We start from the raw sequence: 23117 nt of genomic DNA, 5'->3' as shown, positions 1-23117 counted from the left end.
CAACCAATTACATACATAATCGGTATCAACAAACTTGGCACACTATTGAGTTCTCAAACAACAGACACACCCGGCACCACCCAAACCAACGTTCAGGATCGCTCCGGAGCAACTTTTCAAACTTACCGGCTGGCTTCCTGCGTGTCAAACCGGCGTCCGCGACCATCCTCAGCATATGCTTGGGGGATCGGTTTTCCGTCTGACTCCGTGGAGCAGCGCGGAAATAAACTCTACCACCACTCCTCCCGGATCGCCAGTCCGCCCCCAGACGGTGTCCCGCAGGTAGCCGAAAGGCCCGGAATCACGCGGATTCCGGGCCTTTCGTGGATGACCGCCGTGGGGGTCAGCCAGCCGTTGATGCTCCCGGCTTGAAGTAGGACGCCCCGAGCGGAGGCAGCGTGACAGTCAGCGTCGCCGGCTGGCCATCCTGTCCTTCGTCCACTGCCTTCAGCTCGCCGTCGTTCAGTACACCGGATCCGCCGTAGGTGGTGTGGTCGGTGTTCAGGACCTCGGTCCAGGCCCCGGCAGTGGGGACACCCAGGGTGTAGCCGACATGCGGGGCGCCGGAGAAGTTGATGGCACAGACAACCGGGTTGCCGTCGGCGTCCCACCTGATGAAGGACAGGACGTTGCGGTCCGCGTCGCCACCGTTGATCCACTGGAAACCATCCGGAACATTGTCCTGCGTGTACAGCGCCGGGGTGGACGCGTACAGCTCGTTGAGGTCCTTGGTGAGCAACTGCAGTCCCCTGTGTGCGGGGATGTCGGCGAGCCACCAGTCCAGGCCGTGCTGTTCAGACCACTCGGCTTCCTGGCCGAACTCGGTGCCCATGAAGATGAGCTGCTTGCCGGGGTGCGCCCACTGGTAGGCGAAGAAGGCCCGGAGGTTCGCCAGCTGCTGCCAGCGGTCACCGGGCATCTTGCGGAGCATTGAGCCCTTGCCGTGGACAACCTCGTCGTGGCTGATGGGCAGCAGGAAGTTCTCCGTGAAGGCATAAACCAGGGAGAACGTCACCGTCCCGTGGTGCCACCTGCGGTTGTAGGGGTCCTCGGAGATGTACTTGAGGGAATCGTGCATCCAGCCCATGTTCCACTTCAGGCCGAAGCCCAGGCCGCCGTGGCTGGTGGGCGCAGTAACGCCCGGGAATGCCGTGGATTCTTCCGCGATCATGACGGCGCCGGGGTGGGTCTTGTAGACGGTGGCGTTGACTTCCTGCAGGAAGGAGATGGCCTCGAGGTTCTCCCTGCCGCCGAAGCGGTTGGGCCGCCACTGGCCTTCCTGGCGTGAGTAGTCGAGGTAGAGCATGGAGGCCACCGCGTCCACGCGCAGGCCATCGATGTGGAATTCCTCCAGCCAGTAGAGGGCGTTGGCCACCAGGAAGTTCCGGACCTCGGTGCGCCCGAAGTCGAAGATCAGGGTGCCCCAGTCGGGGTGTTCGCCAAGTGCCGGGTCGGAGTGTTCGTACAGCGGCTCGCCGTCAAACCGGGCCAGGGCCCAGGCGTCCTTCGGGAAGTGTGCGGGCACCCAGTCCAGCAGGACGCCGATTCCTGCCTGGTGGAGGGCGTCCACCAGGTAGCGGAACTCGTCCGGGTGTCCGAACCGGGATGTGGGCGCGAAGTAGGAGGTGACCTGGTAACCCCAGGAACCGCCGAACGGGTGCTCTGCGACGGGCATGAATTCCACGTGCGTGAATCCCAGCCATTTGACGTACTCCACCAGTTCCTTGGCGAGCTCGCGGTAGCCGAGGCCCAGGCGCCAGGATCCGAGGTGCACCTCGTACACGCTCATGGCGGAGTTGTGGGGATCGCGTTTGGCCCGCGCTTCCATCCATTCCTCGTCCTTGAACGCGTACGAGGGTTCCACCACCCTGGACGCGGTCAAGGGGGGAACTTCGGTGCCGAACGCCAGCGGGTCGGCCTTTTCAACCCAGTAGCCGCCCCGGGTCAGGATTTCGTACTTGTAGCAGGCCCCCGCGGCGACGCCGGGGATGAAGACCTCCCACACGCCGGAGGAACCCAGGGAGCGCATGGAGTGTTCCCGTCCGTCCCAGGCGTTGAAGTCACCCTTGACGCGGACGGCCTGCGCGTTGGGGGCCCAGACGGCAAAGGACACACCGTTGACGTCTCCCAGCGCCGACTTGTAATGCCGGACATGGGCGCCGAGCACCTGCCACAGTTTCTCGTGCCGGCCTTCACCGATGAGGTGGAGGTCAACTTCGCCCACGGTGGGCAGGTAGCGGTAGGGCTCGTCAACGGTCACCGGGTCCTTGCCCGGGTAGGCGACCGTGAGGCGGTAGTCGGGAACGTGCCCCTGCTCCAGCGGTTCCAGGACGGCAACCCACACGCCGTGGGCCTCGTGTTCCATGGGAACTTCACCGGCACGGGTGACCACGGTGACTGCTTCGGCGAGGTGCTTCACGGTCCGGATGGTGACATGCCCGTAATCGTCCAGGTGCGCGCCCAAGACGGAGTGGGGGGCGTGGTGTTCACCGTTCGCGATCCTGCCCAGGGTGCCTTCATCCACGTGCAGGGGCACACCCGGGCGGTCAGTTCGTGCTGAGCCAGTCATTTCGTTACCTTCCGATGCTGCACCGGCGGAGTCGCCGGCACCGTTACTGCCCAGGAGCCGCCTGGCGGCGTTTACTGGAATCGCCACCCAGTCGGGCCTGTTACGCATTTCATAAACAACTTCGTACAGCGCCTTGTCCAGCCACAATGCCACAAACAGCGGTGAGGTTTGGTCCACCGTTCCGGGAATGACCCCGGCGTACCCTGCCAGGAAGGCGTCGGCGCAGTCATCCACCCAGCTGTCCGGCACCTGGGCACCCTCCTGCTCGCGCTGGGCTGCGCCGGCGGCGTAGTCGAAGGAGCGCAGCATGCCGACGACGTCGCGCAGGGGCACGTCCGGCACGTTCCGTTCGGCGATGGGCCGCAGGGGCTCGCCCTCGAAGTCCAGGATGGCCCAGCGGGACCCGTCGCCCGACTGGCCGGTGACCTGGAGGATCTGGCCCAGGTGCAGGTCGCCGTGGATGCGCTGGAGGGGCCCCTCGGGTGCCTTGTCGAGGTTTGCCAGCAGGGCGTCCAGGGCATCGTCGTAAGGTCCGACGGCGGCACGCGCCTCCGCCCAGGCGGCCCGGACGCGCTGGGCAACGGCGGGTCCTGCACCCTTGCCGGGTTCAGGCCCGCTCGACTGCCCCAGGGCCTCCGCAAGGCGCTTGTGCACTGTGGCGGTGGCGGCGCCAAGGGCCCTTGCTTCCGCCGTAAAGTCCGTACCCGAGCGGGCTGCGTCCACCGCCAGCCGCCAGGCATCGCGTCCACCGGCGAGGAATTCGTGGGCCACCGCAAGCTCACCCTGGACGTACCGGGTAGCTTGGCCGGTGCCGGTTGGGGTGTGGTTGCCGTGCCCCAGCCACTCGCCCCGGACCCAGCCGAGGGTGGCGGGGACTTCCGACGTCCCTGCCTTGGTCAGTGCCGCTCCCACCTCGATCTCCGGGTTGGTTCCGTCCGACAGGACCCGGAAGAATTTCACCATGGCGGCCGATTCGCCGTCGTCCACAATGACGGAACTGTTGGACTGCTCACCGGAGAGCACCTTCACGACGCCCTTCGCCGTGGGCAGGCGGTAGGGTCCTTCCACGCGGAATCCCGTCGCGGTGCCGCTGTCCGCCTTTCCTTCCTGCCGAATGAGCTCCAGCCACGCGCCCACGAAGTCGGGGTCGTGGACGGCGTCGTACACCCAGGGGCGGGTGGGATCCATTCCTGCCGCTTCACCCACCAGCGCACGCTCCATGCCCCCTGCCGGCGCCGGCCGGAAGCTCAAGGGAACCTGGACGACGGCGGTGCGCTGACCGCCGTCGGGCCCCTGGGTGGCGACGTTGAGGAGGAACACGGCCAGCGCCGCGTGTCCGCTGGGGTCCGCCAGTCCCAGGCTGCCGGCCTGGGAGATGGCGAAATCCGGGGTTTTGACCGGGAACCAACGCTGCTGCGGCAGCCATTCCTTGAGCAGCGCGGTGAGGGCGGGAGTGAGGATTGGCTGGTTCATCTCAGTTCTCTATCGACAGGATGGGCATGGCCTGGGTGTACGGCGAGGACGGGTTCGACCCCGCCGAGCGCATCCGAAGCCAGAAGAAATCGTGGCTTCCGATGGTCAGGGTAAGGGTGCCGTCGTCGCCGATGCCGGGGAAGATCTGTCCGCCGAACACATCGCGGAGCCCCCGGCCTGCGTATTCGGGGATCCGCAGCGTGGCAGCGACCGGATGCTGGGAGAGGTTGAAGGCGCACAGGATGGTCTCCCCGTCGGCCCCGGCAGGGTTGGTGTCCGGCAGTTCGCGCAGGTACGCCAGAACGGCGTCGTGGTCTGCTTCCACATGCTTGAAGCCGCCCAGTCCGAACGCGGGGTGGTTCTTGCGGACGCTGAGGATCTGCCGGGTCCAGCGCAGCAGGGACCCGGAGTGGGCAGCCTCAGCTTCGACGTTGGCCATGGCGTAGTTGTACACCAGGGACTGGATGGGCGGCAGGTACAGCTTGCCGGGATCGGCATGGGAAAAGCCGGCGTTCCGGTCCGGGTTCCACTGCATGGGGGTGCGGACGGCATCACGGTCCTCCAGCCAGATGTTGTCCCCCATGCCGATCTCGTCGCCGTAGTACAGGAACGGGCTGCCCGGAAGCGAGAGCAGGAGGGCGTTGATCAGTTCGATCTCGGCCCGCGAGTTGTCGAGCAGGGGTGCCAGCCGGCGGCGGATGCCGATGTTGGCCCGCATGCGCGGGTCCGGGGCGTACCAGCCCAGCATTGCCGCACGCTCATCGGCGGTGACCATTTCCAGGGTCAGCTCGTCGTGGTTGCGGAGGAACGTGCCCCATTGCGCGCCCTCGGGGATGTCCGGGGTGTCGCGCATCGTTTCGATGATGGGCGCCGCCTTTTGGTCCCGCAGCGCGTAGTAGAGGCGGGGCATGATGGGGAAGTGGAACGCCATGTGGCACTCGGGTTCATCGACGGTGCCGAAGTATTCCACCACCTCGTTGGGCGGCTGGTTTGCTTCGGCGATGATCACGCGGCCGGGATAGCGTTCATCCACCATTTCCCGCAGCCGGCGGAGGAACTCGTGGGTGGCCGGAAGGTTTTCGCAGTTGGTGCCCTCCTCCTCGAAGAGGTAGGGAATGGCGTCCGCGCGGAAACCGTCAATCCCCTGGTCCAGCCAGAACCGGACAACGTCGAAGACGGCCTCGATCACCTTGGGATTTTCGAAGTTCAGGTCCGGCTGGTGGCTGAAGAACCGGTGCCAGAAGAACTGCCGGCGGATGGGATCGAACGTCCAGTTCGATTCCTCCGTGTCAACGAAGATGATGCGTGCGTCCTGGTATCTCTCGTCCGTGTCGCTCCAGACGTAGAAGTCGCCGAAGGGACCGTCCGGGTCCTTCCGGGATTCCTGGAACCAGGGGTGCTGGTCAGAGGTGTGGTTCAGCGGGAGGTCGATGATCACCCGGACGCCGCGGGCATGGGCTTCTGCCACGAGCCGCTTGAAGTCGCTGATGGTGCCGAATTCATCCAGGACCGAGTTGTAGTCGGAGATGTCGTAGCCGCCGTCCCGCAGCGGCGACTGGAAGAACGGGGGCAGCCAGAGGCAATCCACGCCCAGCCACTGGAGGTAGTCCAGCCGGTCGATGAGTCCGGAGAAATCCCCGGACCCATCGCCGTTGGCATCCGCAAAGGCCCGGACCAGTACTTCATAGAACACTGCCTTGCGGTACCACAGAGGGTCATGCTGAAGGCCAGGCGCATTTAGCTCGAACGTGCTCTTGGGAGTGAAGTGGCCGGAACTTTGCGGGTTGAAACTCACTGATGCATTCTCCTCACGCTCAGGATGTGGGCGGGCTCGACGTGCGGATCAAGCCGCACGTAGTTGAACTCGCCCCACTCCCAGCTTTGGCCGGAGATAAGGTCATCCACATAGAAGCCGCCGCCCGGGGTGATGTCCTGGGGGTCCAGTTCAAGGGCCGCCAGGTCCAGGGAGACGCTGCATTCCTTCGTAACGTGCGGGTCCACGTTGACCACCACGATGATGGTGTCCTTGGAGCCGTCTGGAAGGGTCTTGTGCTTCGAGTAGACAACAGTGGAGTCATCCGTGCTTTGGTGGACCGTCAGGTTCTGCAGGTCCAGCAGCGCGGGGTGGTCCCGCCGGATGTGGTTCAGCCTGGTGATGTAGGGGGCCAGCGTGCGTCCGGACTCGGCGGCGGCGTCCCAGTCGCGGGCCTTGTACTCGAACTTCTCGTTGTCGATGTACTCTTCCGCGCCGGGCCGGGCAACGTGTTCGAACAGCTCATACCCGGCGTAGACGCCCCAGAGCGGGCTTCCGGTGGATGCCAGGACGGCCCTGATCCGGAACGCCGCCGGTCCGCCGTACTGCAGGTATTCCGTGAGGATGTCCGGGGTGTTGACGAAGAAGTTGGGCCGGAAGAACGCCGGTGATTCGTGGCTGACTTCCTCGAAGTAGGTCGCGATTTCCTTCTTGGTGTTGCGCCACGTGAAGTACGTGTAGGACTGCTGGAAGCCGGCCCTGCCCAGGGCGTGCATCATGGCGGGGCGGGTAAAGGCTTCGGCCAGGAAAACAACACCGGGTTCGGCTTTTTCCACTTCCGCAATGAGCCATTCCCAGAACCACACCGGTTTGGTGTGCGGATTATCCACGCGGAAAATCTTTACGCCGTGGCTGACCCACAGCAGCACGATCCGCAGAATTTCCCGGGAAAGTCCTTCCGGATCATTATCGAAATTGAGCGGATAGATGTCCTGGTACTTCTTCGGCGGGTTTTCGGCGTAGGCAATGCTGCCGTCCACCCTGGTGGTGAACCATTCGGGATGGGACTGCACCCACGGGTGGTCCGGGGCGGCCTGGAGTGCGAGGTCCAGGGCTACCTCCAGGCCCAGTTCGTTGGCACGCGCCACGAAGGCGTCGAAGTCCTCGAAGGATCCGAGATCGGGGTGGATGGCGTCGTGGCCGCCCTCCTTGGCTCCGATGGCCCAGGGTGAGCCGGGATCATTGGGGCCGGCCACCAGGGTGTTGTTGGGTCCCTTGCGGAACTGCACGCCGATGGGGTGGATGGGCGGCATGTAGAGGACGTCGAAGCCCATGGCTGCCACGGCGTCCAGCCGTTTGGCGGCGGTACGGAAGTTGCCTGACGTCCAGGCGCCGGTGTTGTGGTCCTTGACGGCGCCTTCGGACCGGGGGAAGAACTCGTACCAGGCGCCCCGCCCGGCCCGGTCCCGCTCCACCAGGAGGGGGTATTTTTCAGAAACGGTGACGAGTTCCCGGATGGGCTGGCGGGACACGATGTCCGCGACTTCCTGGCTGAACCCGGCCCCAAGCCGTTCCTCCGTGCTGCGGGACTGGTCGCCCAGGACCTCCGAGGCATGCCGCAGGGCTGCCCGGTCCACCTCGTCCCGGAAGTCCTCCGCGGACGCTTCGCCCAGCAGTTTGGCACCTTCGGCGAGCATGAGTTCGACGTCGACTCCGGCGTCGATCTTCACTTCGGCGTTGTGGTGCCAGGTGCCGTAGCGGTCGTGCCAGGCTTCGATGACAAAAGACCAGTTCCCCGTTTCCGACGGCGTGAGCACGCCTTCCCAGCGGTCCGTGCCCATGCCACGTTCCCCGCGCGGTGGCGCAAGCCGGACGCGCTGGCGCTCGGCGCCGGAGGCGTCAAGGAGCACGGCGCTGACGCCGAGCTGGTCATGCCCCTCGCGGAAGGCGGTGGCGCCCACGACGATGGCCTCGCCGGGCAGGGCCTTGGCCGGGAATTTGCCGCCCTCGACGACGGGCTGCACGGCAGTGATGGGAAAACGCCCAAACCGCAAGTCCTCGGTGATACTGCGCTGGGGCATTTTGGTGGATGCGGCACTGGTTCCTGAGTTAGTCGTCACAGGCTCGACGTTAGCGAGAAATGACCCGGATTGCTAAGCCTGCTCCCTAAAATCGCCGTGCCGCGGCCTAATTTCTTCATGCCCCTGTCATTTACCCAAAAGAAACCGAAAGCTGGTTCCGGCCGCGCATGTTGTCGGTTAGTGTGACGCAGGTGAAGGCAATCCGCAGGTTTACGGTCCGTACAGTCCTCCCCGAACCCATTCGGCCTTTGGCCAGGCTGGCCAGCAATTTGCGGTGGTCCTGGCACCGCCCCACCCGGGAGCTTTTCGCCGGGCTGAACCCGCGGCTGTGGGAGGAAAGCGGGCAGGACCCCATCGGTTTCCTGGGCATGGTCAGCCGGGAGGAATTCCAGCAGCTCGCCGCGGACCAGTCGGTGGTGGACCGGGTGCGCGCCGCAGAACAGGACCTTGACCGGTACCTGCAGGAACCGCGCTGGTACCAGGGCCTGGGCCCGGATGCACCCGCCTCCATCGCCTACTTCTCCCCCGAGTTCGGCATCACCGAGGTCCTCCCCCAGTACTCGGGCGGCCTGGGAATCCTCGCCGGCGACCACCTGAAGGCTGCCTCGGACCTCGGCGTCCCCCTGATCGGTGTGGGCCTGCTGTACCAGGCGGGCTACTTCAAGCAGTCACTGTCCCGCGACGCGTGGCAGCAGGAGACCTACCCCGTCCTGGATCCGGACGGCCTGCCGCTGACACTGCTCCGGGAGCCCTCTCCCGACGGCAACGGCAAGGCCCTGGAGGTATCCCTGCCCCTGCCCAACGGGCGCCGGCTGCTGGCACACATCTGGCGGGCCGACGTCGGACGCGTTCCCCTGCTCCTCCTGGACTCCAACGTGCCGGGCAATGACGACGCCGCCCGCAGCATCACCGACCGTTTGTACGGCGGAGGCGGCGACCACCGGCTGCAGCAGGAGCTGCTGCTGGGGATGGGCGGGGTCAAGGCCCTGCGCGCCTTCCAGAAGCTGACGGGCAGCGCCGCACCGGAGGTGTTCCACACCAACGAAGGCCACGCGGGGTTCCTTGGCATCGAGCGCATCCAGGAACTGATGTCCGGCGAACAGGCCCTGACATTCGACGAAGCACTCGCCGCCGGGCGGGCCTCCACCGTTTTCACCACGCACACGCCGGTGCCGGCCGGCATCGACAGGTTCGAGATTAACCAGATCAGCCATTTCTTCCAGGCCGGACTGGCTCCGGACGTGCCCGTGGACCGTGTCCTGGAATTGGGACGGGAGAACTACGCGGACGGTAACCCGGCCGTGTTCAACATGGCGGTCATGGGCCTGCGCCTGGCCCAGCGCGCCAACGGCGTGGCCAAGCTCCACGGCGAGGTGTCGCGCGGCATGTTCTCCGCCCTCTGGCCGGGCTTCGACCACTCCGAGGTGCCCATCACCTCGGTCACCAACGGCGTGCACGTGCCCACCTGGGTGGACAGCCGCATCTCCAAGCTCGCCCGCGACCAGTTTGGCAGCGAGGCCGAAGCGCTGGGCAAATGGGACCTGGCCTACAACGTCAGCGACGCCGACGTCTGGGCGCTGCGCCGCGAGATGCGCGCTGCCCTGGTGGAGGACGTCCGCCGCAGGCTGCGGGCGGCCTGGAAGAAGCGCGGCGCGGCCGACGCAGAACTGGGCTGGACCGACAACGTCCTGGACCCGGACGTCCTCACCATCGGTTTTGCCCGCCGCGTGCCCACCTACAAGCGGCTCACGCTGATGTTGCGCGAGCCGGCGCGGCTGAAGGCGCTGCTCCTTCACAAGGAGCACCCCATCCAGCTGGTCATCGCCGGCAAGTCCCACCCGGCCGATGACGCGGGAAAGAAAATGATCCAGGACCTGGTTCGGTTCACGGATGATCCCGAGGTCCGGCACCGCATCGCGTTCCTGCCCAACTATGACATCGCCATGGCCAGGACCCTGTTCCCGGGCTGCGACGTCTGGCTGAACAACCCCCTGCGTCCGCTGGAGGCCTGCGGGACGTCCGGCATGAAGGCGGCGCTGAACGGCTCGCTGAACCTTTCCGTCCTGGACGGCTGGTGGGATGAGATGTACGACGGCGAGAACGGCTGGGCGATTCCCACGGCCAACAACGATGCTTCACCCGAGGAACGGGACGACATCGAGGCCGCAGCGCTGTATGAGCTGCTGGAAACACAGGTGGCGCCGCGATTCTACGGCAGCACGGTGTCCGAGGGAGCCGGCTCCGCCGGGCCGTCCACGAGCCGGAGCGAGAAGGTGCCCACGCACTGGGTGTCCATGATCAAGCACACCCTCTCGCACCTCGGCCCGGCCGTGTCCGCTGAGCGCATGCTCCGGGACTACGTGAACATCCTGTACCGCCCCGCCGCGGAAGCGGGACGCAGCGCCACCGCCAACTCCTATGCCCAGGCACGTGCGCTGGCATCCTGGTCCGCCAAGGTACGCGGCGCCTGGCCACAGGTCCACGTTGAGCACGTTGATTCGGTGGGGGTATCGGAGGATCCGCAGATCGGCGACACGCTCCAGGTCAACGCCTACGTGGCGCTGAACGCCCTCACCCCGGAGGACGTCTGCGTCGAGGTGGCCTACGGCCGGGCCGAAGAGAATGACGCCCTTGCCGACATCACCATGATGGAGCTCCAGGTGAAGGAAGACCTGGGCAGCGGGCGGCACCTGTTCAGCGGTTCCCTGGTCATCGACCGCTCCGGCCCGTTCGGTTACACGGTCCGCGTCCTGCCCCGGCATGATGCCCTGGCCTCCAAAGCGGAGCTCGGACTGATCGTCAACGCATAGCCCGCCGGTCTCCTGGGTACGGCTCCTGGCAGGCAGCAATACCCAACCAGGAGGGTCCGATGACCGAACGTACGGTGGCCGATGTAATCGTGGAGCGCCTCACTACCTGGGGCGTGAACCGGGTCTTCGGCTACAGCGGGGACGGCATCAACGGCTTCATGGGTGCCCTCCGCCGGACCGGGGACCGGCCCGAGGGGCAGGTTGAGTTTGTCCAGGCCCGGCATGAGGAAGCGGCCGCGTTCATGGCCGTCGGCCACGCCAAGTACACCGGCGGCGTGGGGGTGGTGACGTCCACCCAGGGGCCCGGGGCCGTCCACCTGCTCAACGGGCTGTATGACGCAAAGCTGGACGGCGTACCGGTGGTGGCCATCGTGGGGCAGCAGAGCCGCACCGTGCTGGGGTCCGGCTACATGCAGGAAATCGACCTGACCGCGTTGTTCAAGGACGTCGCGTCCCAGTTCGTGCAGCTGGTCAGCACGGCAGAGCAGGTGCCCATGGTGCTGGACCGTGCCTTCCGGACGGCCAAGGCCACCGCCTCCCCCTGCGTGGTCATCATTCCGCACGATGTGCAGTCCGCACCCGCGCCCGGGCTGGAGCAGCAGCACGGCATCGTGGTCACGGCGCCGTCCTGGAGCGCGGCGGCCAAGAGTCCCCGCGACGAGGACCTGGCCGCCGCGGCCGCCCTCCTTAACTCCGCGGAACGGGTGGCCCTCCTGGTGGGACAGGGCGCCAGGCACGCTGCACAGGAAGTGGTTGCCGTGGCGGAAAAGCTGGGTGCCGGCATCGCCACCAGTCTGCTCGGCAAGCCGTACGTGGACGAAAACCTGCCCTTCGCCGTGGGCACCATGGGGCATCTGGGCACTACCGCGAGTGCGCACCTGCTGGGCAACTGTGATGCCCTCCTCATCGTGGGTTCCAATGATCCCTGGACCGAGTTCTATCCGCCGCCCGGGGCGGCCCGTGCGGTGCAGATCGACATCGACGAAAAGAAGATCGGCAACCGCTACCCCGTGGAGGTGGGCCTGGCCGGCGACGCAGCGTCAGCCCTGGACGCTTTGAACCAGAGGCTGGAGCGCCGGCCACGCACCCAATGGCGCTCGGATGTGGAAAGGGAAGTCAGCCGCTGGCGTATCCTCGCAGCTGACCGTGCCGCCGTGCCCGCCAGCCCCGTCAATCCCGAGCGGGTGGTCCGCGAGCTCAACGGCCGGCTGCCCGGGAACGCCCAGGTGAGCGTCGACGTCGGAAGCTGTGTCTACTGGTACGCCCGCCAGCTGGTGCTGCCCGCCGGAGTCCCCGCACACCTGTCCGGGACCCTGGCCAGCATGGGCTGCTCCATCCCCTACGGGCTTGCTGCCAAACTCGCCCGCCCGGACCGCCCGCTGGTGGCTCTGGCCGGTGACGGCGCCATGCAAATGGCGGGCATCGCGGAGCTGGTCACCGTGGCGCACCGCTGGCGCCAGTGGCAGGACCCAAGGTTCGTGGTGTGCGTCTTCAACAACCGCGAGCTGACGGAGGTCACCTGGGAGCAGCGTGAATCGGAAGCCGAGCCGCGGTTTGCTGCAAGCCAGGAACTGCCCGATTTTCCCTTCGCCGCCTACGCGGACCTGCTCGGGCTCAAAGGCATCCGCGTCGAGGACCCGGAACTGGTGGGCGAGGCCTGGGACCAGGCCTTCGCGGCCGACTGCCCGGTGGTGATCGAGGTCCTGACCGACCCGGAAATCCCGCTGCTTCCGCCGTTCCCGGCCGGGCGCGAAAAGGCTGAAAGCATGCGCGAGGGGTTGGCAGCGGAGGACGACGGCGGCAGGGCCTCTACGCTGCTGGACACCTACGTGGCGCACGAGGAACGCCCGGGGAGCTAGCTGCGGACTGGTTGCCCGGTGATTGCGGGTTTAGAGCAGCACTGCGGTGACGGCCAGGTCCTTGCCCGCGTACCGTTCCGCGTCCTGCAGGATCTCGCACATGATGCCGAACGACCTGTCGGCGCGGAACGGTGCAGCCACCTGCCACAGGACCGTGACGGGCGGGTTGCCGTTTTCGCTGATGCTGTCCGCAAAGTCGTGGAGCGAGTCGTTCAACGCATCCAGGTTCACGCCGTAGTGCTCGGGAAAGTCCAAAACCTCGCCGAAGGTTTCCAGGACGGCGCGCTTGCTGTCCGCCGGGGGAACCACCACGCTGCGGCGCCCGGCGTCGGCCACCTGCTCCTGCAGTTCTTCAAGGGTCCAGGTGTCACCGGAAAAGATTCTCATGGTTGTGCTAGCTGCCTTCCGCTATGTACTTGAACGTTGCGTAGTGGTCCCCGGTGTAGTACTTCTCCCCGCCATTGCCCGCCACGATGCGCCGTGCACCCCGGTCCGGTTCCCCGGGAGTGGGGACGGTGTACTCGCGGTAATAGCCCCGGTCCCTGGCTGGGAGGACCCGCTCGAAGTTTCCGAACACCTGGTCATCCTGCCCGTACTGGAACGGGCCGCCCGCCCGGATCAGCGCCAGCACCCGGCGGCCCTCCACCGGAAGCGCGGATTCCCTGATCTCCGGGAGGCTGGACGGATTGGCTCCCCGGTGGGGCGCTGACTGCTTCGCTGCCGGGGACGTGGCCGTTCCACCGGGAGTGGACGTGCGGCTGGAACCAGCGTCCGGCGTCGTGCCGTCCGTCTGCCCGCCCAGCAGCCCGGCACCGCCGAACGCCACCATGGCCAGTACCACCAGGGTGGTGAGGAGCAGCGGGAGGATGGAGCGGTTGCGCATTCGGGTTTACCTGCCGGAGGGGTGGACTGGCGTCTGGTGGTGCTGTAGCTACGTGCGGTAAATGCTGATGGAGTTGGCCTCGGCCAGGTCGATGTCTCCTGCAGCCACCTGGATGCCCTGCCGCTGCTTGTGGCGGGGCGAGGTGGTCAGCCGGAGCTCGAACAGGCTCGGAGCCGGCCTTCCGGCGTCGGGCAGGGTCACCTGGACGTCCCGCGCGCTGCCATTGACCACCACCAGCCCGGCAAGGTCGCCGCCGTCGTCGCGGAGCAGGAGCTGCAGGACGCGGTGATGCGGATCGTTCCAGCGCTCATTGGACATGGGCTGGCCGTGCTGGTCGAACCAGTACAGGTAGGACTGTTCATCCCGGACCGGGAAATCATGCGGCTGGGCGGCGAGGAACTCCTTGCGCAACCGGATGTACCGCTTGGTGCTGCGCAACATCTCGTGCGCCTCCGGTGTCAGCGTCCAGTCCAGCCACGTGATGGCATTGTCCTGGCAGTAGGCGTTGTTGTTCCCGTGCTGGGTCCTGGCCAGCTCGTCCCCGGCAGTAATCATGGGAACTCCGAGCGAAACCATCAGCGAGGCCATCAGGTTACGCCGCGACTGCGCACGCTGTGCCAGGATGGCGCTGTTCTCAGTGGGGCCCTCCACGCCGTGGTTGTAGCTGCGGTTGTCTCCGTGCCCGTCCCTGTTCTCTTCGCCGTTGGCCTCGTTGTGCTTGCGGTCGAAGGACACGAGATCGTTCATGGTGAAGCCGTCATGGGCGGTGACGAAGTTGACCGAGGCCAGGCGCGAGCGGCCGGACGCCTGGAAGAGGCCTGCGGAGCCGGACAGCGCGTCGGCGAGTTTCGCCATGGTCCCGCCGTGCCCGCCGGAGTCGATGGCTGCGCGGTCTGCCAGCCAGAAGGTCCGGACAGCGTCGCGGAAGTGGTCGTTCCAGTCGACCCACCCCCGGGGGAACCGGCCCGTCTGCCAGCCTCCGTAGCCAATGTCCCAGGGTTCGGCAATCAACTTGACCCCGGACAGAACGGGATCGGCGGCGACGGCGGTGAGGAAAGGGTGATGGGGGTCGAACTCGTTCGCGGCGTTGCGGCACAGCGTGACTGCCAGGTCGAACCGGAAACCGTCGATGTGGAACTCGTCCACCCAGTACCGGAGGGAGTCGGTCACCAGCTGGACCACGTGCTGGTTTCCGAAGTTGAGGGAGTTGCCGCAGCCGGTGGTGTCGATGTACTTGCCGTGGCCGTCCACCCGGTAGTAAGTGTCCTCCCCCAGGCCGCGGAAGCTCAGGACCTGGCCGTCCGGCGTCCCTTCGGCAGTGTGGTTGTACACGACGTCGAGGATGACCTCCAGCCCGGCGCCGTGCAGTGCCTTCACCATGGCCTTGAACTCGTCCTGGACCGCCTGGGGGCCCGCTTCCTGGGCCGCGCGGGTGGCGTAGCCGGGGTGCGGGGCAAAGAACGCGGCGGTGTTGTAGCCCCAGTAGTTGCTCAGTCCCAGGTCCTGCAGGTGTGGCTCATCAGTGTGGAAGTGGACGGGCAGGAGCTGGACGGAGGTGATGCCCAGGCCCGTGAGGTGCTCCACGACGGCAGGGTGGGCCAGGCCGGCGTAGGTGCCCCTGAGTTCTTCCGGTACGTCGGGGTGGAGCATGCTCTGGCCGCGGACATGCGCCTCATAGACGATCGTGTTGCGCCAGGGCAGGCGCAGCCGTTCGTCTGTTTCCCAGTCGAAGTCGACGGCGGTGCGGACGCTGGTGAGGAAGCCCTCCTGCTGGTCCACTCCCCTGCCGTACGGGTCCAGCAGCAGGGGCTGGCGGGCGGAACCGTTGACTGCCGGAAGCTCCGGCGGCAACGGCTGGCTGTCCGACGTCGGGCGGAAGCCGTAGCGCGATCCGTAGGGCAGCTCCTCCACGATGCCGTGGTGGACCCCCTTGGTGACGTTGGGCAGGGTCTGGGTCCGCCATTGGCCGCCGGGAGGGCAGTAGGCGATGTCCAGGCTGGCGACGCCGGGGGCGAAGCAGGCAACGTTGGCGCGTCCGCCGGCGTGGTGGCGGGTACCGCCGGAATCAGCGCGCGGGACGCTGACACCGAGGGGAACTGCCGTGGAGGCGTCCATGGTGGAAGCGGTGTCGAAAAGCGGCATGACCATCACCTAAATAGTAGCGGTCAGCGGCACTTGACCTGCCCATACGCGCCTGCGGCGCCGGGAACCCACCCGCGGATTACGGACCGGTGAAACTATCCGGCCGCGCGCTGGCGGGAGACCTCGTACAGCGAGATTCCCACAGCCATCGAAGCGTTCAGGGATTCCATGGCGGAATCGATGGGGATGGAGACGATCTGGTCGCAGTTTTCCCGCACCAGGCGGCTCAGGCCCTTCCCTTCCGAGCCCACCACGATGCACACCGGTTCGGTGGCCAGGGTGAGATCGGGCAGTGAAACGTCGCCGTCGCCGTCGAGCCCCAGGACATAGATGCCCATGGTCTTGAACTGCTTGAGGGCGTTGTTCAGGTTGGAGGCGCGGGCCACGGGCACGCGGACGGCCGCGCCGGCGCTGGTTTTCCAGGCCGAGGCGGTAACGCCCACGGAACGGCGCTCGGGCACGATGACGCCGTGGCCGCTGAAGGCGGAGACGGAGCGGATGATCGCACCCAGGTTCCGGGGGTCGGTGATGCCGTCCAGGGCCACGAAGAGCGGCGCGTTGGCGATGTGCCCCTTCTTCCACTTGTCCACGGTTTCCTCGGCCAGCTCGTAGGCGTCCAGGTACTCGTAGGGCGGGATCTGCAGCACCAGGCCCTGGTGGACGGCGTCATCCGTCATCCGGTCCAGTTCAGGCTTGCCCGTCTCCAGCAGCGGAATGCCGCGTTCGGCGGCGAGCTTCAGGGATTCCTTGACCCGGTCGTCCATTTCGATGCGGATGGCAACGTGGAGGGCCTTCGCGGGGATGCCGGCGCGGAGCGCCTCGACCACGGAGTTGCGCCCGGTGACTACTTCCTCGGTGGCACGGCCCTTGGGGCCGGACTTGGCGGCGCCGGCGCTGCGGGCACCGGTCCCGCGCTTCGCAGCGGACCGCTCGGAAAGCTGCCGTGCCTTGTGCGCCTTGTGGTACACGCGGTCCTCGGCTTTGGGCGTGGGGCCCTTGCCCTCGAGGGCCTTGCGGCCATGGCCACCGGTTCCGACGGTTGGGCCCTTCTTCGCTTTAACCGATCGGCGACCATTGTTGGCCATGATGTTCCACCCTTGATTGTGCTGACTGAATCTGCATACCAGTCTACTGACCCGAAAAAAATCGGGGGCAGCGGCCTGTTCAGTCCCGCTTGAGGCTCCAGGTGGCGCCGTCCGGGCCGTCCTCCACGACGACCCCGGCTTGGTTGAGGGTGTCCCGGATGGCATCGGACCTTGCCCAGTCCTTGTCGGCGCGGGCAGCCGCCCGGGCGGACAGCTGCGCCTCCACCAGAACGCCCAGCGCCTCGGCTTCACGCGTGCTCACCGCCGCGGAGCCTGCCACGGCGTTCAGGCCCAGGACCCCGGTCATGAGGATGACGGCGTGCATCGCGTTCCGGGCGGCGTCGTCGTCACCCTCGGCCAGGGCTGTGTTGCCCGCCCTGACGGTTTCGTGCAGGGCGGCCAGGGCGCGCGGGACGTTGAGGTCGTCATCCATTGCTTCGCAGAAGGCATCCACGGCTGCGGACGATGAACCGTGGGGGCCGTCCGCGAGGCCCGTGTCGCCGTCGAAGCGCGCCGCAGCCTTGGCCAGGAATCCGTCAATGCGTTCGACGGCGGCGGCGGCCTCCTGCAGGGACGTCGGGCGGTAGTCCAGGATGGACCGGTAGTGCGCCTGCCCCAGGTAGTAGCGGACTACGCGGGGCGGGGCGAGTTCCAGCATTTCCGCCGGGCTGATCGTGTTGCCAATGGACTTGGACATCTTTTCGCCCTGGTAGGTCACCATGCCGTTGTGCATCCAGAAGTTGGCGAACGGGTGTCCGGCCGCCTGCGACTGCGCCATCTCGTTTTCGTGGTGCGGGAACCGCAGGTCCAGTCCGCCGCCATGGATATCGAAGGCGGTGCCGAGGTACTTGGTGACCATTGCGGAGCACTCAAGGTGCCAGCCGGGCCGTCCGTTACCCCAGGGCGAGGACCAGCTGGCGGTGGCCGGCTCTCCTTCTTTGGAACCCTTCCACAGCGCAAAGTCGCGGGGGTCCTTCTTGCCTCGGGGATCGGCGTCGGGCGCTGCCTGCATGTCGTCGATGTTCTGCCGGGTCAACGCGCCGTACTTGTTCCAGGAGCGGACGTCGAAGTACACGTCGCCCGAGTCATCCAGGGCCGGGTAGGCGTGGCCGCGGTCGATCAGCTGCTGGATCAGGGCGTGCATCTCCGGAATGTGGCCGGTGGCCCTGGGTTCGTAGGTGGGGCGCGAAACACCGAGGGTGTCGTAGGCCTTCAGGAACTCCTGCTCGTAGCGGTACGCCAGGGCCCACCATTCTTCGCCGGCTACTTCTCCGGGTTCCGGGCTGAAACCGGGGGCGAAGGAGGCCTCGGACTTGGCCAGGATCTTGTCGTCAATGTCCGTCACGTTGCGGACAACCGTGACGCGCAGGCCCCGGTACTGCAGCCAGCGGGTGAGCTGGTCGAACGCGATGGCTGAGCGGATGTGGCCGACGTGCGGCATCCCCTGGACCGTGGCTCCGCAGTAGTAGAGGCTGACCTTGCCCTCGACGAGGGGGACGAAGTTCCGGACTTCGGCGGAGGCAGTGTCATAGAAGCGCAGGGTCACCGCTCCAGACTAACTGATGGGCCCGGCCACCTCACGGGCGTAGGGGCTGCGGATACACCAGGGCGGTGGCTACGGCGGAGATGCCCTCCCCGCGCCCGGTGAATCCCAGGCCGTCACTGGTGGTTGCGGTGACGCCGACGTGGGCGCCTGCCGCCTCGCTCAGGACCTTTTGCGACTCTTCCCGGCGGGGCCCGAACTTGGGTCGGTTGGCCACGAACTGCACGGCCACGTTGCCGATCTCGAACCCGGCCGCCCTGACGATCCGTGCGGCCTCGGCGAGGAGGGTGGCACCGGACGCTCCGGCGAATTCCGGACGGTCCGTACCGAAGTGGGTGCCGAGGTCGCCGATGCCGGCGGCCGAAAACAAGGCGTCAGCGGCGGCATGGGCCACGGCGTCGCCGTCGGAGTGTCCGGCGAGGCCGCGTTCGCCGGGCCAGTGGAGGCCGCCGAGCCACAGCGGTCGGGGGGAGTCCTCCGGGGCGTACGCATGGACATCGATTCCCACGCCCGTGCGCGGAAGGACCACGTCCGGGCTCATCCTTCCACCCAGCGGGCACCAAGCGGACCCTCAAGGAGCCCTTCGGCGAAGATGAGGTCCAGGGGGGTGGTGATCTTCAGGGATTGTGTGGACCCGCGGACTGCATGGACCGGGGTACCCAGCATCTCCACGAGCATCGCGTCATCGGTGACCGCTGCGGCCTGCTGGCCGTCCAGGCCCTGCGCCGCCTCGTGCGCCTTCAGCAGGGTGCCGATCGTGAAGCCCTGCGGAGTCTGCACTGCCCGCAGTTCCTCGCGCCGGGCGGTCCCCGTGACGACCTCGGGGGCAAGCGCCGTGTCATCGCCGGCCGTGGCCGCCACGGTTTTGACCGTGTCCACCACCGGGAGCACGGGAATGACCGCGGCGGCGCCGGCAACGAGGGAGTCGCTGACGCGGTGGAAGACGGATTCGGGGGTGAGGGCCCGTGCGGCGTCATGGACCAGGACGGCCTCGATGCCGTCCATGAGTGCGGCGATTCCGGCGCGCACGGACCCGGCCCTGGTGGATCCGCCGTCGACAACGGTCAGGAGGGGGCCGCCGTCGGCAAGTTCCTCCCGGAAGTCGTCGCACAGCCGGCGCAGGTCCTGGTCGCCGGCGGGCAGCGCGACGCACACCTGGGTGGCCACACCGGACGCGACAATGCCGCGCAGGGCATGCATCAGGATTGGTTCTCCGCCCAGCGGAACGGCTGCCTTGGGCATGCCGTAGCCGAGGCGCTGCCCGGAACCTGCGGCAACCACGATGACCGCTGTGACCAGGCGCGTGGGTGATTCACTCATGCGGACTAGCCTACGACGCCGCCACTTCCGATGGGCGATTTAGGCACCGCCGCGGTGGGCCCAAAAAAAGAAGCCCCGGCGGCACTTGCGTGCAGCCGGGGCTAAATTCTTAGGAAGCCAGGACCTCGTCGAGAACGCTTGCAGCCTTCTCCTCGTCGGTCTTTTCAGCCAGCGCCAGTTCTGAAATCAGAATCTGGCGGGCCTTGGCCAGCATTCGCTTCTCGCCTGCGGAAAGGCCCCGGTCGTGATCCCGGCGCCACAGGTCGCGAACAACCTCTGCCACCTTGATGACGTCACCGGAAGCAAGCTTCTCCAGATTTGCCTTGTACCTGCGTGACCAGTTGGTGGGCTCCTCGGTGAACTCGGCGCGGAGCACATCGAACACGTGCTCCAGGCCTTCCTTGCCCACTACGTCCCGGACCCCAACAAGGTCAACGTTCTCTGCTGGAACTTCAATGGTCAGATCACCCTGAGCCACCTTGAGCTTGAGATACATCTTCTCTTCGCCCTTGATGGTGCGCATCTTGATTTCTTCAATCTTCGCAGCACCGTGGTGAGGGTAAACTACTGTCTCGCCGACCTCAAATACCATGTGGACATTTCCCCTTTCCCGCAGACCAGTTTATCACGATTCAGGCATATGACCGGCCGGAGAAAGGGCTCCCAACCGCGAAAATACGGGGGAAAACGGCCCAATCAACCCCCTCCACCCCCTTGACGGATGCGCTGATTAGTGCATCAGGTGAGCGCTCCCACGGGGGATGTGACACCGCCGAATCCTCGTTTGCCCCTCTTTGCCGATAGGCTATGGCTGAAAAAGACTTCAAATTTCTCGAGGAGTACGTGACGTGCGTTCCACTGCGATGAACCGGGCCCAGCGCGGCAAACTGGCACTGACGGCTGCTGCCCTTGGCGCCAGCCTGCTGACCGCGGGCTGCGGTTACATCACGCCCCAGCAGACCAGCCATCAGTACGCCGCCTCGGACGGCATCCGCGCAGACCTCGGTCCGCTGCAGCTGCGGAACATCCTCATCGTCTCCACCGGCGAGAACGAGCCCGGCCGCCTGATCGGTGCCGTCTACAACTCCTCCTCCAAGGACGTGAAGCTGACCGTCAACGGCGCGAAGGGCTCACAGACCGAGGTCTCGGTGAAGGCCAACTCCTCCACCATGCTGACCGAGAAGACCGACGCGGCCATCCTGAGCACCACCGGCGGCAAGCCGGGCTCCCTGGTGGACGTCAAGATCAGCGAGAACGGCACCAACGTCAGCAGCACGGTCAAGGTTCCCGTCCTGGACGCCACCCTGCAGGAGTACAAGGACTACGTCCCCACCCCGAGCCCCTCGGCGACGCCCACGCCGTCGTCCTCTTCTTCCGCAGGTGCGGGCGCAACGTCCTCCGCCGGCGCAACCTCCGGCGCCACGGCAACGGCAACCGCCACCACCCGCTAAAGCGGGCGCTGCAAGCAGCGGACACCAAAAGGGAGGAGCCATGCGGCTCCTCCCTTTTTGCGGTATTTGGCGATGCTGCCTTACGGCTCGAACTTGTAGCCGAGGCCGCGGACAGTCACCAGGTAACGGGGGGCCGAGGGGTCCGGCTCGATCTTGCCGCGGAGGCGCTTCACATGGACGTCCAGGGTCTTGGTGTCGCCAACGTAGTCCGAGCCCCACACACGGTCGATCAGCTGCCCGCGCGTGAGCACCCGGCCCGAGTTGCGCAAGAGCATCTCCAGAAGCTCGAACTCCTTCAGGGGAAGGAGGACCTGCTCGCCGTCCACGCTCACCACGTGCCGTTCAATGTCCATGCGGACGGGCCCGGCCTGGACCGTGGCGGAGATCAGTTCCTCAGGTTCTCCCTGGCGCCGCAGGACAGCCCGGACGCGGGCCACCAGTTCACGGGATGAGTAGGGCTTGGTGACGTAGTCGTCGGCGCCGAGTTCCAGGCCCACCACTTTGTCGATTTCCGAGTCCTTGGCGGTCAGCATGATCACGGGGACGCTGGAGCGCTGCCGGAGCTGGCGGCACACCTCCGTGCCGGAAAGCCCGGGGAGCTGCAGGTCCAGCAGCACCAGGTCGGCGCCGTTGCGGTCGAATTCGGTAATGGCGTCCAGCCCGTTGTCCACCACCTCAACCTCGAACCCTTCTTTGCCCAGCAAATAGGACAAGGGATCGCTGAACGACTCCTCGTCCTCAACAATCAAAATCCTGCTCAAGCGCTAGCTCCTCGTTCTGTTGCGCCGGCGGCGCGGGGTACTTGGGTCAGGGTGGCCTGTTCGGGCGCCCCGTGCGCCGGCCCCGGAGCCGGTGCAGGTGCCGTTGCGGCGGAAAGGGACAGCCCGGCGTCGCCGTCCTGCCCTTCCATCTCGGGCAGCCGGAGGGTGAAGGTGGATCCCTGCCCGGGCTGGGACCACAGCGTCACCTCGCCGCCATGGTTCGATGCCACGTGCTTGACGATGCTCAGGCCAAGGCCCGTGCCGCCCGTCTGGCGGGAGCGGGCGGCATCCACCCGGTAGAAGCGCTCGAAGACGCGTTCCTGGTCCTCCGGCGAGAGCCCGTCCCCCTGGTCGGTCACGGAGATGGAGACCAGGCCGTCCCGGGACCGGACGCCGATGCCAACGCGGGTGTTCGGGGGCGAGTAGCGAATGGCATTGTCGATGAGGTTCCGCAGTGCGGTGACCAGGAGGTCCTGGTCACCGAACACCTTGCCTTCGGTGCGGCCGCCCACCACGATGCTGATGTTCTTGCTTTCGGCGGGCAGCTGGGACCGGTCCACGGCTTCGGCGATGACGGCGTTGATGTCCACGGGGCCGCCCTGCTGCGTCACGCTGGCGCCCTGCAGGCGGGAAAGTTCAATGATGTCCTGGACCAGGGCGGCCAGGCGTGCGGATTCCTTGTGCATGCGCTTGGCGAAGCGGCGCACAGCTTCTTCGTCGTCGGCGGAGGACTCCAGGGCCTCCGCCAGCAGGGAGATGGCGCCCACCGGGGTCTTCAGTTCGTGCGACACGTTGGCCACGAAGTCGTTGCGGATCTCTTCTGTCCGGGTGATCTCGGTCCTGTCGTCAGCCAGGAGGAGGATGTATTCCTCACCCAGCATGGCGGCCCGGACCTGGACGATGATGGTGCCTTGTCCCAGCGGTCCACGCGGAAGCTCGAGCTGTTTTTCCAGGATGACGCCGTCCCGCCGGACCCCCGCGGTCATGTCCAGGAGTTCCTTGTGCACGACGGTGTGCCCGCGGACCAGGCCGTACGCGTAGGCCGCGGGGCTGGCGCGGACCACGCCGTCGACGTCGTCCAGCACCACGAAGGCCCGTCCGACGACGGCGAGCACCTCCGCGGCTCCCGCCGGCAGGGCAATCTCTTCGGCATCGACGTCCAGCAGTTCGCGCTGCTTCTCGCTGACCCGGTAGGCAAGCACGCCGAACGTGCCAAGCGCCAGGCCGATAAGGCCGGCAACCAGACCAATGAGCATAGGATCCACAGCTCCACTTTATGCTCTTGCCCGGCGCCTCCAGCCGACTCAAGGCACTAACCGCGAACGGTTCAACTAACGTTCACCTGTGTGGGCATAATCGTTTACCGGGCGATGACAAAGTTAGAGGT

The 23117-nt window shown here is 66.4% G+C and carries 16 protein-coding genes; 3 read left to right on the top strand and 13 right to left on the bottom strand.

Going from position 1 to position 23117, the window contains the following annotated elements:
* Window positions 1-343: 343 nt before the first annotated feature.
* The 3 genes from MRBLMD1_RS10540 to MRBLMD1_RS10530 are packed head-to-tail and all read right to left on the bottom strand — an operon-like array spanning window position 344 to window position 7876.
* On the bottom strand, window positions 344-4042 hold the full coding sequence (locus tag MRBLMD1_RS10540; RefSeq protein ID WP_364399292.1) for a 1,4-alpha-glucan branching enzyme: 3699 nt from the start codon (window positions 4040-4042) through the stop codon (window positions 344-346).
* 1 nt (window position 4043) lies between these two features.
* A complete protein-coding gene (gene treS, locus MRBLMD1_RS10535; protein ID WP_307488057.1) occupies window positions 4044-5837 on the bottom strand; it encodes a maltose alpha-D-glucosyltransferase in 1794 nt (597 codons plus the stop codon).
* Complete coding sequence (locus MRBLMD1_RS10530) at window positions 5834-7876, bottom strand: alpha-1,4-glucan--maltose-1-phosphate maltosyltransferase (RefSeq protein WP_364399342.1); 2043 nt, start codon at window positions 7874-7876, stop codon at window positions 5834-5836. The genes treS and MRBLMD1_RS10530 overlap by 4 nt, the downstream gene beginning before the upstream one ends.
* 191 nt (window positions 7877-8067) lie before the next feature.
* Between MRBLMD1_RS10530 and glgP the strand changes: the two genes are divergently transcribed.
* Both glgP and MRBLMD1_RS10520 read left to right on the top strand, forming a co-directional pair.
* Entirely contained in the window at window positions 8068-10686 is a 2619-nt protein-coding gene (gene glgP / locus MRBLMD1_RS10525) for an alpha-glucan family phosphorylase (protein WP_364399290.1), read from the top strand.
* Between the two features lie 59 nt (window positions 10687-10745).
* Window positions 10746-12545, top strand: coding sequence for a thiamine pyrophosphate-requiring protein (locus tag MRBLMD1_RS10520; RefSeq protein ID WP_364399288.1), 1800 nt, complete (start codon window positions 10746-10748; stop codon window positions 12543-12545).
* A gap of 30 nt (window positions 12546-12575) precedes the next feature.
* Here MRBLMD1_RS10520 and MRBLMD1_RS10515 read toward each other — a convergent pair whose 3' ends face one another.
* The 8 genes from MRBLMD1_RS10515 to MRBLMD1_RS10480 form a co-directional block, all read right to left on the bottom strand.
* Window positions 12576-12932, bottom strand: coding sequence for a barstar family protein (locus tag MRBLMD1_RS10515; RefSeq protein WP_255174466.1), 357 nt, complete (start codon window positions 12930-12932; stop codon window positions 12576-12578).
* A gap of 7 nt (window positions 12933-12939) precedes the next feature.
* Window positions 12940-13428, bottom strand: a complete 489-nt coding sequence (locus MRBLMD1_RS10510; RefSeq protein WP_364399285.1) for a ribonuclease domain-containing protein — start codon at window positions 13426-13428, stop codon at window positions 12940-12942.
* Between the two features lie 48 nt (window positions 13429-13476).
* Window positions 13477-15576, bottom strand: coding sequence for a glycogen debranching protein GlgX (gene glgX / locus MRBLMD1_RS10505; protein ID WP_364399283.1), 2100 nt, complete (start codon window positions 15574-15576; stop codon window positions 13477-13479).
* 89 nt (window positions 15577-15665) lie between these two features.
* Window positions 15666-16655: a 23S rRNA (guanosine(2251)-2'-O)-methyltransferase RlmB gene (rlmB, locus tag MRBLMD1_RS10500; protein WP_159632908.1), complete on the bottom strand. Its 990-nt coding sequence runs from the start codon at window positions 16653-16655 to the stop codon at window positions 15666-15668.
* Window positions 16656-16734: 79 nt separating this feature from the next.
* Window positions 16735-18201 (bottom strand): cysteine--tRNA ligase, encoded by a 1467-nt coding sequence (gene cysS / locus MRBLMD1_RS10495; RefSeq protein WP_159632909.1) that lies wholly within the window; start codon window positions 18199-18201, stop codon window positions 16735-16737.
* A gap of 31 nt (window positions 18202-18232) precedes the next feature.
* The gene (gene ispF, locus MRBLMD1_RS10490) at window positions 18233-18739 is read right to left on the bottom strand and encodes a 2-C-methyl-D-erythritol 2,4-cyclodiphosphate synthase (protein WP_364399280.1); all 507 of its coding nucleotides are present in this window, start codon (window positions 18737-18739) and stop codon (window positions 18233-18235) included.
* A complete protein-coding gene (ispD, locus tag MRBLMD1_RS10485) occupies window positions 18736-19518 on the bottom strand; it encodes a 2-C-methyl-D-erythritol 4-phosphate cytidylyltransferase (RefSeq protein WP_364399278.1) in 783 nt (260 codons plus the stop codon). Before ispD ends, ispF begins: the two co-directional genes overlap by 4 nt.
* Window positions 19519-19627: 109 nt before the next feature.
* Window positions 19628-20110: a CarD family transcriptional regulator gene (locus MRBLMD1_RS10480; RefSeq protein ID WP_011690592.1), complete on the bottom strand. Its 483-nt coding sequence runs from the start codon at window positions 20108-20110 to the stop codon at window positions 19628-19630.
* Window positions 20111-20381: 271 nt separating this feature from the next.
* Between MRBLMD1_RS10480 and MRBLMD1_RS10475 the strand changes: the two genes are divergently transcribed.
* Window positions 20382-20969, top strand: a complete 588-nt coding sequence (locus tag MRBLMD1_RS10475; RefSeq protein ID WP_364399340.1) for a hypothetical protein — start codon at window positions 20382-20384, stop codon at window positions 20967-20969.
* A gap of 80 nt (window positions 20970-21049) precedes the next feature.
* On the opposite strand, the gene MRBLMD1_RS10470 is transcribed toward MRBLMD1_RS10475, so the two are convergent.
* Window positions 21050-21730 carry a response regulator transcription factor gene (locus tag MRBLMD1_RS10470; RefSeq protein WP_142119926.1) on the bottom strand — a complete coding sequence of 227 codons (681 nt, stop codon included), beginning with the start codon at window positions 21728-21730 and terminating at the stop codon, window positions 21050-21052.
* A complete protein-coding gene (locus MRBLMD1_RS10465; RefSeq protein WP_275181025.1) occupies window positions 21727-22986 on the bottom strand; it encodes a sensor histidine kinase in 1260 nt (419 codons plus the stop codon). Before MRBLMD1_RS10465 ends, MRBLMD1_RS10470 begins: the two co-directional genes overlap by 4 nt.
* Window positions 22987-23117 lie beyond the last annotated feature (131 nt).

It is taken from the genome of Pseudarthrobacter sp. LMD1-1-1.1 (genome assembly GCF_040676255.1).
Taxonomy (GTDB): domain Bacteria; phylum Actinomycetota; class Actinomycetes; order Actinomycetales; family Micrococcaceae; genus Arthrobacter.
Note: the sequence above shows the minus strand (reverse complement) of the source record. Positions and strands in the feature narration are given on the sequence as shown.